Raw genomic sequence first — 13,053 nt, forward strand, 5'->3', positions numbered from 1 at the left:
ATTCATTCTCAGCTCCCGATGTCCGCCTAAGAGATCATTACCTGAATATCGAGCTCTCCGATACCATCCATTAAAAGCGGAATGCTCAGCGCTTTGCGCGGCAGAACCGCCATCCCTTCTGTCTTCACCAGCTTAGGCGGAGTTATATCCACCGATACCCCCTGATTGGACAAAATGGTGCTGGCGTTGCCGCTGATCATGTTGCCCAGCTCCGAAATTGCGCTCTGGCCCATCTCATCCATCTCCGTAATCGCATAGCCGCCCATCATGGCCGATACGATCTTAAGCGCTACCTGTTCAGCAATTCCGAATATAATATCCCCGCTCAGTTGACCAGTCATCCCCACTTGTATCCATATATGACTATCAATCAGTTCGATATCCTTAATCCCCAAATTACCGGTGGATGGCGAGACTTGTATCACCTGTTCAATTACAATTCTTGCAGATTCTAAAAACGGATTAATTACTTCTGCTTTCATGAAAGTGCTGTCTCCCCTCTACCAGGCTTTAGTCTTGCACCAAAAGTCCCAGGTAATAATGATTTATTATACTTCATATATCGGCATTATTCACCAAAAATTAATGGTCTTTCCGAAGGAATTCTGAAGATAGTTGCAGGGGTAACATTGCCCTGCCGGATGTTATCTCCTATAATTTAATCAAATGCCAACACCCGGCGTAAAATAGATGTAGGCACCGATGCATCATCTCCAGTACAAAACGGCCTTGCGCAGGTGTTATTCAGTGACTTTGCAGGAACCCCGAACCACGCGAATATCCTTATTAGTTTCCTGGCCCCACATCGTGGAGCGTTACTTCACGGCTTATCCCGCACACTCAGCAGTCACCAGGGCAGAATTTAATTCCCTAGTCGGAGGTGGACTCCTGAGTCCCGTGACAAGCATGTTTTTATTAAATAATCCTATACACAAATCGGCGGCATCCATCAGCAGGCCAAAAGGGGGTAAGTCCATGAATATCAGTCAGCTTGAAACGCTGATTACCATCTCCAAAACCATGAGCTTCCGCAAGGCGGGTGAACTGCTCAACCTGACCCAGCCGGCGGTTTCCGCCCAGATCAAAAGCCTTGAGGAGGAGTTCAAAACCCAGCTTGTTGACCGCAACCAGCCGGTGACACTGACGGACAGGGGACAGGTATTCCTGACGCACGCTGAACAGATTGTAGGTCTTGTCGAAGAGCTTAAGCAGCGCCTTGCGGATCTGGATGAAAATCCGCAGGGGCATATTATTCTCGGGACAACCACCTCAATCGCCATTCAGATTCTGCCGCGTATCCTTTCTTATTTTCAGGACCAGTTCCCGCATATCAAAACTTCGATTTCTTCCATGTCTTCGTCCCAGATTTATCAGCATGTGGAGAACGGCCTGGTCGATGTCGGCATCGGCTACTTAATCGGACGCAGTCCGGGAATGACTACCTCAGTGCTCTATTATGACACCTTCGAATTGGTGGTTTCTCCCCGCCATCCCCTTGCCCAGGTCAAATCGGCCGGAATTGAAGCGCTGCGCAATACCCCGCTGATCCTGCTCTCGCCGGACACAGTCGGCCGGAGATTCGCTGATGAGGTGTTCGCGAAGCACGGCATCCAGCCGCAGGTAATCATGGAGCTGACCAGCAGCGAGGAAGTCAAGCGGATGGTGGAACTGGATCTCGGTGCGGCGGTGATTTCCAAGCAGTCGGTGACCGCCGAGGTGCGCAGCGGCACCCTTAAGATCGTCCCGATTATTGAGCTTGAGGTCACACATCCTGTAGGCGTCATTACAAAATCAGGCAAATACGTCAACTCTGCCATGCGGCAGTTTCTAAGCGACCTCAAGGGCATGCCGGAAGCCCACTTCATCGGCTCTGAGTAAACAATCTCACTAAGTAAAGATTATCCGCTGAAGCTTATTCCGGATACTTTCAGGGGATAATACAAGTTCCGCTATTTTGGGCTAAGGAGATGTTCTATCCATGAAATTCGACCTGCATACCCATCATTTCCGCTGCGGCCATGCTGACGGAACGATCAGGGATTATATTGAAGCCGGTATTGCTGCCGGTCTTACGGTCATCGGTATTTCCGATCATACGCCATACTTCGGAAGTGAGTCCGAACAGGCTTTCCCCCGTATTGCCATGGCCAAATCCGAGCTTGCCAACTATGTGGAGGAAGTACTGGCCCTGCAAAAAGAATACGCAGGCACCATCGATGTGCTGCTGGGGATCGAATCAGACTACTTCCCCGATTATGCAGAGCTGTACCGCCGGACATTATCGGCCTATCCGTTTGATTACATCATCGGCTCGGTACATCATGTGGGCGGTGTGAGCATCTTCAATAAAAGCCGCTGGAAAAACCTCAGCCTCCAAGGGAAGATCGCCAGCAAAGCTGAGTATTACCGGCTGATTACCGCTTCCGCCCGCAGCGGGATGTTCCAGATTCTCGGCCACATTGATGCCATGAAGGGCAATTATCCGCAGTTCTCCGATATCCCGGCCACAGCCGAAATCGACGAGTGTCTGCGCGTTATCGGAGAGTGCGGCATTGCGATCGAAATCAACACCTCCGGAGGCACCAAGCTTTGCGGAGGCTGGTACCCTTCGGATGACATCCTGGAGCGGGCGCTGCATTATGGAGTGGAGGTCACCTTCGGCTCCGATGCCCATCTCCCTTCCCGGGTCGCTGACCAGCGGGAGGCTGTAGCGGCACGCCTGAAGGAGATCGGATTTACCCGCTGGGTCTACTTTAAGCAGACCCAGCAAATCTCCGTGCCGATTCAATAAACCAGCAAGGCAATCTATAATCCGCAAGCAGAAAAATGCACCCCAGTCTTCACGGTGACGGATGATCGGTTCCGTCATCATGAGCCGCTGGGGTGCATTTTGGTTATTTTTTTAGATTATCGCAGGTAAAGCCCTGCCGCTTCAGTGTATGCTGAGCGTCTCCATACTGCGGATTGAGTGTATAAAAATGGGCGATTGTGCTGCTCCAGTCCCGCTCCGTCAGGCCTTGCTCCTTCAAGTAAGCCCGATGCTCCAGATTATAAGCTTCAATCAGGCCCTTCACCTCCGGATTGTACTGCTCCTCATGCAGGACAGCCTCCAGCGGAAGTCTTGGCTTCTTCGGCAGTTCCTCAGCAGGGTATCCGACGCATAACCCCACAACCGGGAATACATACTCCGGCAGCTGGAGAAGCTCAATGACCTCCGCCGTATGGCGGCGCACTCCGCCAATCGGGATGATCCCCAGCCCCAGCGACTCCGCTGCAGCAATGGCATTGGATAAGGCAATCCCCACATCTGTCGCGCCGACGAGCAGCGCATCTACATCCTTGGCGGCCTCAAAAGGCTGCCCCTCCAGTTCACCTGCCACCTTGGCCCGGTAAAAATCCATGCAGAAGACCAGAAATACCGGCGCTTCCGCCACATGCTTCTGATTTCCGCTCAACACCGAGAGCTGCTGTCTGCGTGCTTCGCTGCGTACGGCGATGACTGATACCTGCTGTCCATTCACCCAGGACGGGGCTGCCTGGGCCGCTTCAATAATAGTCTTCAGCTTCTCCGGCTCCACGGTTTCCCTGCGGTACTGCCGGAAGGAGCGGTGATTCATTAATGTACGGATCACTTCGTTCAATGAATGATAACCTCCTGATCACTGTCTTGTAATACAACTATCATATCCTAACTGCCTGCGGAGCCGCCAGTCCCGGCCAGAGCAGCAGTACAAGCTCAAGCCGGGTGCAATAAGGAATCCGCACAAAAAAATGGACCCGAAGCATCGGGTCCCAACAGCATTTATATTTTTAAAAGGGGGTCATGTACTTAGTTTAACCGGACACTGTTAGAGTTTCATAACGGCATTATTTCATTTGTGTAACAATGTGAATACTTTCATTACAACGGCCGGGCTGCCCGGCATGGGGAGGGTCCGCTCCAGGGTGAGCCCGTTTTTGATCATGACGCGTTCAGACCTGAGATTGTCACCACGGCAGCGTCCCTCCGCCCTGAGAAGCCCCAGCTCCTGAAAGCTGTAATCCAGCAGCAGCCCGACAGCTTCCGTTGCCAGCCCCCGCCCCCACCATAGCGGATTCAGCAGATATCCCAGCACACCCTTGTTCTCATAGCGGTTCCAGTTCTGCAGGGAGACTGTGCCGATCAGTTCCTCCTGTCCCCTAGCATAAATTCCGGCATGAAGTGCGCAGGGATCGTAAGCATGAAGCATCCGGGCTACCAGTTTATCCAAATAAGCATGAGATGAGCTTGCACCCTGACGCAGCAGAATATGCGGCTGCACCAGCGGATGGGCGAGCAGCGTCTTGAGCACCCCGGCCTCGGTGGCCGGCATCGTTCTGAGTTCAACTGTTTCGCCTTGCCGTGCCATGGATAATACCGTATCGTAAGTGCTCATACGCTCCTCCTTCTCATTGGCAGATATCTTGGAATCTAACCGGCTGCCAGCCATAACGGGCTACCGTTCCTATGCCCGGCGCAGGGTAAAAATGGTCAGTTCAGGTCTGCACATAAACCGGAGTGGCATATAGGTTTCGCCGAATCCCCTGTTGACATACACCGGCATCCTCTTTTTGTCCGTATAATACAACCCGCTTATGTATTTATTCGATCCATATGGAGTGTATGCCGCGCCCACAAAGGGCAATCGGATCTGCCCGCCGTGGCTATGCCCCGACAGCTGCAGATGGAAGGGATACGCTTCTACCGTATCGGCATAATCCGGCTCATGCATCATCAGCAGCGTGAACATTCCCTCAGGAACATCCTTCAGCGCCGCCCGGGGATCCGGCTTGCCGTGCAGCATGTCGTCGAGTCCCGTTACTGCGATGGAGGCGCCCCCCTGCTTCACCAGATAAGACTGGTTCCGCAGCACCCGAAATCCGGCTTCATTCAGCAGGCGGGTAAGCAGTTCCGTATTCTTGTAATCATGGTTGCCCAGGATTGCATATTTGCCGAGCGGTGCGCTCAGCCCGGCCAGAACCGGTACGGACTCCGTCAGATCCTCGGCATAGCTGTCCACAATATCTCCGGTGAAGCAGATGATGTCCGGCTGTGCCTCCCTGATATGCCCGGCCAGCCGCTTCAAATCGTGTACATCCTTGTTGAAGCCCAGATGCACATCGCTGAAATGTACCAGCCGGGTGCCTGCGAAGGCGGATGGAAGGTCCTTGAAGGACAGCTCCAGCCGGGTAATGTCCAGCCAGTTCGGCTCTCCCTTCCAGGCGTAGCCGCTGGTGAGCAGCCCTGCGCCTAATATGGTAGCCGCCCCCCGCGTCAGGAACTGGCGGCGGGTGATTTTGCGGCCGCCGCCGGTTTGCGCGGGTGGAGCACTGTACTGTGTGCTGCCCTCTACGGCAGCTGCCGGGAGATCGGGAGAAACCCCGGACGATTTTTTATTCATAGGAGGCTCTCCTTTCTTGCAGGTTTGTTACCGGGGAATGAAGACTAATCGGATGGCTTGGGTGAATCGGAGCGTTCTGCACACTCTTCTGACTTCATCTCATCCTTCGCTTCCTCTACCTTCTCATCAACCTCGGTTTCGATGTTAACATCAATTTCGGCTTCAATCTCCTCTTCGGAGCCGGGTCCCAGAATCTTGCGGAACAAACCCAGCATGGATAGTGCATAGGCAACGGTGATGAAGCTGAAGCTGATCTGCATGATAACCACAAGACGCGAGGTACTGTCCACCGGGGCTACATCCCCGTACCCGACCGTTGTAAAGGTGGCCACACTGAAATAGAGGAAGGTTATCAACTGGCTGAGCAGATCCTCGCCAAGCCCTTTTCCATCAAAAGAGGACTGTCCAAACAGCTTATATATCGATGTATATACGACGGTGAAAAAAATAATGCAGGAGAATGCCGCAATACTGATGCGCACCAGCGTCTGCTGCAGCCTAACCTCTTTACTGTTCGATTCCTTGATTTCGTGAAAGATAAACAGTACATAGAACAGCATCGAAGCCAGGGCAAAAATAAGAATGAGTCCGCGCAGCCCCTTGTCTCCTGGCAGGATGGCACCGAGATCAATCCAGTTCAGCAGATCTTCAACCGAGATGAGGGCATAGATCAGAATGGGGGCGAGGAGCACTCCTTTGCCCATCCAGCTCAGCTTCATCCGGTACAGCCACAATGAGAGCAGCACAATTACAGCTATATTGAGGGTCCACATCCACCAAGTCATGGGCATACTCTCCTGTTCCCCGGTTTCTAAATACAGTCTATTTGGACCGGCCCGCTACAGTAATGCGGCATTCCTCTTCCGGCGTGCTGCTGTAGGCGCGGGCGATGCCTTTGCTCTCCGCATCTTTCCTGGGAACCCGGCGCAGCTTGAAGGCTACCTCGACGTTCCCGGTGAATGGAAAAGGATCAAGCAGCAGCGTTGACTCATCCTGCCATTCCGCCATAATCTGACGGCCGGAAGTGAAGCTGAAATCCTCACTTCCCGAGAAACCGTCACGGAACCAGGGATGCTCTTCCGACTTGGGGCTTCCCGGCTCACTTAAGCCCAGGTACAGCGAGAGATCGTCGCAGAACTGCAGCAATCTCGCATCATAATACAATTCGCCCTCTGCGAGCGGTTTGCTGTTCTCCAGATGACGATGGATACGGGCCCGGCGGTCCTCCTCATGCTTCAGGTAGGCGGTAAGCTCCGGACAATCCTCGCCGGATATCTCAATCAGCCGCTCATAATGCGAACTGCACAGCAGTGCGCCGTACGGCGTATCCGCCTCGATCTCATCCAGCCCGCGTCTGTAGAAGGTCAGCTTCGGCACTAGCGGAAAGTCTATAAAAGTATACGGCGCCCCTTCCGCGTCATTCCAGAACGGAGTCTCATCAAGATCGATCCAGCCCCGGTCATGATGGCTGATCGCCCGCAGCACCTCCGCCCGGCGTCCTTCTGCCGGAACATGCTGCTCCTTGAACCTTTCGGCAAATTTACCAGCCAAAAGCCCATGCTCATGCTGCCTCATCATTATTAAATATCCGTCCTGTTCACGACAAATCACAATTATTCCCCCCCTGGTATATCCACAGCCTGGATATGCATCGACTATGAAGATTATAACATATGCACCCATATTTGTTGGAATCTTGACGTCTTGCCGTCATTGTATGTAAAGCTTTGCCCTCCTGAATGGACTGTTTTAAAATGTACCCGTTTTTCCGTTGGAAAGAAACAGTCTGCGTACAGGTAAGTACAGGTAAGTACAGGTAAGTACAGGTTAAGTAGAAGTGAGTAGAGGCAAGCTCAGGTACATAGAGATATGTAGAGGTACATAGATGTTCATAGGCACACAGGTACATAGACACATAGGCACATAGGCACATAGGCACATAGGCACATAGGCACGTACATAAGACAACGGGTGGCGGTTCACTTCCAATGGGACAACACGCAACAATTCTATAGATGATTGATATAATCAGCGAGTCACATACTGTGTAGGATTAGTCAATACAAATACTGCGAAGAATCACTCGATAGAAATACTGCTGCAAGCCCAGGTGGAAAAAGTGAACTTAAATCCTCCCCGCCTCGCTTCCCGCAAGCATTAGGTGGAAAAAGGATAACTAATTCAGCCGATTTCCGCCTTTTCGATGATTTCGCCTAAATTAAGTTCACTTTTTCCCACTATTCCCTCCACAGAAGGCTTTCGGGTCAATTTAAGTGAACTAATTCCACTTCACTCCCTGCACTCCCTGTACCTCGCACCGCACGCACTCCCTGTACCTCCCACCACCCGCACTCTCCCTGTACCTCACACCGCACGCACTCCCTGTACCTCCCACCGCACGCACTCCCTGTAACTCACACCGCACGCACTTTCTGTACCTCCCACCGCACGCACTCTCTACACTTCCCTGCACTTCCTGCACCCTCTGCACTCCTATAGTTACCGCGATCAGCCCCTTCCGCTTCAGTTCCGCAGTAACTATCGGAAGGAGAACTCATAGACTCAGAACGATTACACCCATTAGCTCTGCTTCTCACCACCCGCAGAAGTTATCACTAACTTCCCACCCAAGTTCCCCCTCTGCTCCAGCTAACCTCATCAAGTGTAGAAGAAAGCCACCTCATCTTCCCCAGACAGGCACAAAAGCCCTGCCGGTACCGGCAGGGCTTTCTCTTTTATCCACATGTATTGAATGAATGCTATACTCCCAGCCAGCGTTTGAACATATGCTTGGTGGTCTGTTTGTTGATCTCGGCAATGGACGTGGTGAGCGGGATGCCTTTGGGGCAGGCTCGCACGCAGTTCTGCGAGTTGCCGCAGCCGTCGATGCCTCCGTCTTCCATCAGCGCATCCAGGCGCTCATCGGCATTCATCTCGCCTGTAGGATGGGCGTTGAACAGACGGACCTGTGAAATGGCCGCCGGGCCGATGAAATTAGTTTTTTCATTGACATTAGGACAGGCTTCCAGGCAGACGCCGCAGGTCATACACTTGGATAGCTCATACGCCCACTGGCGCTTCTTCTCCGGCATTCGCGGGCCGGGACCGAGATCATAGGTGCCGTCGATCGGAATCCACGCCTTGACCCGTTTAAGCGCGCCAAACATCCGGCTGCGGTCAATCACCAGGTCACGCACCACCGGGAAGGTCTTCATCGGCTCGATGCGCACCGGCTGCTCCAGATTATCGATTAGAGCGGCGCAGGCCTGGCGAGGCTTGCCGTTGATCACCATTGAGCAGGCCCCGCACACCTCCTCCAGACAGTTGGACTCCCAGCAGACCGGAACCGTGCTGTCACCCTTGGCGTTGACCGGGTTGCGCTGAATCTCCATCAATGCGCTGATCACATTCATCCCCGGACGGTACGCAAGCTCGAACTCTTCCGTATAAGGGGCTGTATCCGGTTCGTCCTGGCGGGTAATCACAAATTTTACGTTTTTGGGAGCTGCAGCAGTTTCCGCCATATCTGTTACCTCCTAAAAGTTTTATGGTACACTGACCGAACATTTAATTGTACTTTGTACAGCTAAAACAGCTGATTTTTGCTCATTTCAACATATAGTTGCAATTTATGCAGTTACATTTCGGGAAACACTCCCTAAACGAACAATTCTCCAAAAATAATTGTACAAAATACAGCTAACTCTCTTTAAGAGCGCTTGGAAGTCCGTTTAGTTGCATGAAATACAATTAACATTGAACATCCCGCTTACTGATCGCTGTTCATCTATTGTTACGCTTATCGAACGCTGCCCCACCGTTCCACGATCAATCCTTCGAGTAATCGCGTACCCGTGGAGGAATCAGCGATACATCCACGTCTTCGTAAGAGATTTGCGGGCCGTCGGCTGTCCAGGTGGCCTTGGTGGTCTTCAGGAATTCCTCGTCATTACGCGCCGGGAATTCCGGCTTATAGTGCGCACCGCGGCTCTCGTTGCGCAGCAGCGCTCCGAGGGTCATGGCTTCAGACAGCTCCAGCATGTTCCACAGCTGGCGGGTGAAGGCCACGCCCTGGTTGTTCCAGCGTGACGTATCGTTCATGTTGATCCGGCGGTAGCGCTCCTTCAGTTCTTTGATTTTGCTGATAGTGTTGGTTAGCTTGGTATTCTCACGCACCACCGTCATGTTGGCAGTCATCCATTCGCCCAGCTCTTTGTGGATGACATATGCGTTCTCTGTGCCGGACATCGCCAGCAGGGACTCATATTTATCGGTCTGGGTCTTATGGAAGCTGTCAAAGACGGTAGAGGAAATATCCTGTACCGATTTCTTCAGCCCTTTAATATATTCAACGGCCTTCGGGCCCGAGACCATGCCGCCGTAGATCGCCGATACCAGCGAGTTCGCGCCGAGCCGGTTCGCACCGTGATATTGGTATTCGCATTCCCCTGCCGCAAACAGCCCGGGAATATTGGTCATCTGGTTGTAGTCGACCCACATGCCGCCCATGGAGTAATGCACAGCCGGGAAGATTTTCATCGGAATTTTGCGGGGATCATCGCCCATGAATTTTTCATAGATTTCGATAATGCCGCCCAGCTTGACGTCCAGCTCCTTCGGGTCCTTGTGGGATAGATCCAGGTATACCATGTTCTCGCCGTTAATGCCCAGCCCCTGGTCCACACACACATTAAAAATCTCCCGGGTAGCAATATCACGCGGCACCAGATTCCCGTAAGAAGGATATTTCTCCTCCAGGAAGTACCACGGTTTGCCGTCCTTGTAGGTCCAGATACGTCCGCCTTCACCGCGCGCCGATTCCGACATCAGCCGCAGCTTGTCATCGCCGGGAATGGCTGTGGGGTGAATCTGAATGAATTCGCCGTTGGCGTAATGCACACCCTGCTGGTATACAGCGCTGGCAGCTGTTCCGGTGTTGATGACCGAGTTCGTTGTTTTGCCAAAAATAATACCGGGACCGCCGCTCGCCAGAATCACCGCATCCGCCGGGAAGGTCTGAATCTCCATGGTCTTGAGATTCTGGGCACTGATGCCGCGGCATACGCGCTCGTCATCCAGGATCACCGAGAGGAATTCCCAGTTCTCGCTTTTGGTGACCAGGCCTTCGGCTTCCCAGCGGCGCACCTGTTCATCCAGCGCATACAGCAGCTGCTGGCCGGTCGTCGCACCTGCAAAAGCTGTCCGGTGGCGCTTCGTGCCGCCGAACCGGCGGAAGTCGAGCAGCCCCTCCGGCGTGCGGTTGAACATGACGCCCATCCGGTCCATCAGATGGATGATACCCGGTGCGGCCTCACACATTGCCTTGACGGGAGGCTGGTTGGCAAGAAAATCGCCGCCGTATACAGTGTCGTCGAAATGCTCCCACGGCGAGTCTCCCTCGCCTTTGGTGTTCACCGCTCCGTTGATGCCACCTTGCGCGCAGACCGAATGCGATCTTTTGACAGGAACAAGGGAGAATAGATGCACATGCGCGCCGGATTCTGCAGCCTTGATGGTAGCCATCAGGCCGGCCAGCCCCCCGCCCACGATAATAATATCGGCTGATGCCATGATTGTTCCCTCCTAAATTGTTTTGCAGAAACTGCTTCTTGTATATTGCATCATAACGTTCGTCCGAAGTTGGACGCGCTTTCTAATTATTAGATTAGACTGCGAAGCGACTGTACAGCCGAAGCCGTAGCCTGGAATTCATTGTCACGGAAAGTAACCAGCGAGAACAGGAACATGAAGCTGACAATTACGAACAGGCCCAGACAGATGACGGAGGATACTCTTTGGGAACGGGGCCCCACAGTAATTCCCCAGCTGATCAGGAACGACCAGAGGCCGTTTGCAAAGTGGAAGCAGGCAGCCAGGACCCCAATGATATACACAGTCAGCATTAGCGGCTGGGTTACAATGTTATGCATAACGCCGCCAAGCTCTTCGTGCTTCACATTGCCGAGCGCCACCTGAACACGGGTATCGTACAAATGCCAGACAATGAAGATGAAGGTGATCACTCCGCTGATCCGCTGCAGCGTATACCGCCAGTTCCGTTCAAGGTTGAAGCGGTTCAGGTTTGGTTTGGACTGATAGGCGATGTACAGCCCGTAGACTCCATGGTAGAGCAGCGGAAGCCATATGCCAAACAATTCCAGGAAGAAGACGAGCGGCAGGCTGTTCAGCCATAGCACACTGTCCGTAAAACCGGAAGCGCCTCCCTCTACTGCCGAGAAATTCGTCAGCATGTGCTCCAGGAAAAAGAACCCGAGCGGGATCACGCCAAGCAAGGAATGAATCTTTCTGGAATAAAATCCTCTCATGCAAAGTGTCCCCTTTCCGATATAAAACAGCGTTTTCATTAATGAGCATACACCGCCGGGAGTACGGTTGAAACAGGGGGTAAGGAGCTAAGAGAAGCCCGCAAAATGTCTATTTTCACCACTATTCATTGTTTTCCCGGACTTTGCTGCAACATTCACAATATGTGAATATCTTGTGTCACTTTTCATGTTACTCCTTTTTCACTTATAAGGGAATTGCAATCTAATTATTAAACGTTATACAATAAACGCATAAGAATATTTTTAATGTGATAATAATTCTCATTTAGAAGGTGGAAATAAGAATTAAAGCTCTGTTTTTCCTTGCTGGCAGAGGATATACCCTATAACGGCTATGCTATTTATCACTTTATTGAATAACTCTAAGGAGGATGGCTTATGTTTGATGATTTGGACATTTTTGCTGCTGTCGTGGAGCATTCCAGCCTGAACCGGGCTTCGCGCCAGCTCAATTTGTCCCAGCCCGCCCTCTCCCGCAAAATCTCCAAGCTGGAGGAGCGGCTCGGCGTTGCACTGTTCAACCGGTTCGGCAAGCGGCTGGAGCTGACTGAGGTGGGCCGTCTTACTTATACCTATGCGCTGGAGCAGCGGCAGCAGCGTTCCAAGTTTCTGGAAGCGCTGTCGAAGTTCAAGGAGGGGGAACCGCAGCTTGTAACCTTAGGCGCCAGCCTTACCACGCTTCAGACCACACTGCCGCCGCTTGTGAACGCCTATATGGAGAAATATCCGGCAGCCGAGCTGAAGCTGATTACCGGCAAGACGCATGAGATCGTCTCCTCGGTCAGCGAAGGCAGGGCCGATCTTGGGATCATCGCGTCCGCCACTCAGGAGCCGGGTCTGCGCTGCATCCCGCTGTTCGAGGATCAGCTGCGGCTGGTGGTTTCGGAGCACCACCCTTTGACCCTGTCAGCGAAGCTGACGATGAGCGACCTCTCCCGGCTGCCGATGATCCTCTTTTCCAAGGGCACCTGGTACCGCCGCATGACCGACGAGCTGTTCCAGCGCAGCGGAGTCGATCCCGACGTGCGGATGGAAATCGACTCCTTCGAGGCCATCGTCCGGCTGCTGCCGACGATCAAGGCTGCGGCGCTGCTGCCGAAGTCTTACCTCCGCCCGGAGCTGCTGAATGGAGGCGGCCTGGTCTCGCTGCATATCAAGGAGCTGGAGCAGACCCAGCGGACGACCTGCCTGATCTACCCTAGCAGCGGCGGCCTGAGCACAGCCGCACGCTGCCTGGTGCAGGTCACTGAGGAAGTGTTCCTGCCGGGACGGGAATAGCCCGCACT

The 13,053-nt window shown here is 53.0% G+C and carries 12 protein-coding genes; 3 read left to right on the top strand and 9 right to left on the bottom strand.

The features are described 5' to 3' along the window. Positions 1-26: 26 nt before the first annotated feature. The gene (locus BLQ82_RS16120; RefSeq protein ID WP_062523784.1) at positions 27-482 is read right to left on the bottom strand and encodes a chemotaxis protein CheX; all 456 of its coding nucleotides are present in this window, start codon (positions 480-482) and stop codon (positions 27-29) included. Positions 483-975: 493 nt separating this feature from the next. On the opposite strand from BLQ82_RS16120, the gene BLQ82_RS16125 reads away from it, so the two are divergent. Further along, on the top strand, positions 976-1,878 hold the full coding sequence (locus BLQ82_RS16125) for a LysR family transcriptional regulator (protein WP_062523783.1): 903 nt from the start codon (positions 976-978) through the stop codon (positions 1,876-1,878). A 100-nt stretch (positions 1,879-1,978) separates the two neighbouring features. Next, complete coding sequence (locus BLQ82_RS16130) at positions 1,979-2,791, top strand: histidinol-phosphatase (RefSeq protein ID WP_062523782.1); 813 nt, start codon at positions 1,979-1,981, stop codon at positions 2,789-2,791. Between the two features lie 103 nt (positions 2,792-2,894). On the opposite strand, the gene BLQ82_RS16135 is transcribed toward BLQ82_RS16130, so the two are convergent. From BLQ82_RS16135 to BLQ82_RS16170, 8 genes are all read right to left on the bottom strand, one after another. Next, entirely contained in the window at positions 2,895-3,641 is a 747-nt protein-coding gene (locus BLQ82_RS16135; RefSeq protein WP_062523781.1) for an NADPH-dependent oxidoreductase, read from the bottom strand. A 231-nt stretch (positions 3,642-3,872) separates the two neighbouring features. After that, positions 3,873-4,415 carry a GNAT family N-acetyltransferase gene (locus BLQ82_RS16140; protein WP_163704283.1) on the bottom strand — a complete coding sequence of 181 codons (543 nt, stop codon included), beginning with the start codon at positions 4,413-4,415 and terminating at the stop codon, positions 3,873-3,875. A 69-nt stretch (positions 4,416-4,484) separates the two neighbouring features. Next, the gene (locus BLQ82_RS16145) at positions 4,485-5,420 is read right to left on the bottom strand and encodes a metallophosphoesterase (RefSeq protein ID WP_062523779.1); all 936 of its coding nucleotides are present in this window, start codon (positions 5,418-5,420) and stop codon (positions 4,485-4,487) included. 44 nt (positions 5,421-5,464) lie between these two features. After that, complete coding sequence (locus tag BLQ82_RS16150) at positions 5,465-6,205, bottom strand: potassium channel family protein (protein WP_062523778.1); 741 nt, start codon at positions 6,203-6,205, stop codon at positions 5,465-5,467. A 37-nt stretch (positions 6,206-6,242) separates the two neighbouring features. Continuing rightward, entirely contained in the window at positions 6,243-7,031 is a 789-nt protein-coding gene (locus tag BLQ82_RS16155; RefSeq protein WP_074648306.1) for a DUF3891 family protein, read from the bottom strand. Between the two features lie 1,148 nt (positions 7,032-8,179). After that, positions 8,180-8,944, bottom strand: coding sequence for a succinate dehydrogenase iron-sulfur subunit (sdhB, locus tag BLQ82_RS16160; RefSeq protein WP_062523776.1), 765 nt, complete (start codon positions 8,942-8,944; stop codon positions 8,180-8,182). A 304-nt stretch (positions 8,945-9,248) separates the two neighbouring features. Beyond that, positions 9,249-10,991, bottom strand: coding sequence for a succinate dehydrogenase flavoprotein subunit (gene sdhA, locus BLQ82_RS16165; protein ID WP_062523775.1), 1,743 nt, complete (start codon positions 10,989-10,991; stop codon positions 9,249-9,251). A gap of 89 nt (positions 10,992-11,080) precedes the next feature. Further along, positions 11,081-11,746, bottom strand: a complete 666-nt coding sequence (locus tag BLQ82_RS16170) for a succinate dehydrogenase cytochrome b558 subunit (RefSeq protein WP_062523774.1) — start codon at positions 11,744-11,746, stop codon at positions 11,081-11,083. 399 nt (positions 11,747-12,145) lie between these two features. Between BLQ82_RS16170 and BLQ82_RS16175 the strand changes: the two genes are divergently transcribed. Continuing rightward, positions 12,146-13,045, top strand: a complete 900-nt coding sequence (locus BLQ82_RS16175) for a LysR family transcriptional regulator (RefSeq protein ID WP_060860577.1) — start codon at positions 12,146-12,148, stop codon at positions 13,043-13,045. Positions 13,046-13,053 lie beyond the last annotated feature (8 nt).

Origin of the sequence: Paenibacillus jilunlii, from assembly GCF_900102965.1 — a bacterium.
Taxonomy (GTDB): Bacteria; Bacillota; Bacilli; order Paenibacillales; family Paenibacillaceae; genus Paenibacillus_AQ; species Paenibacillus_AQ jilunlii.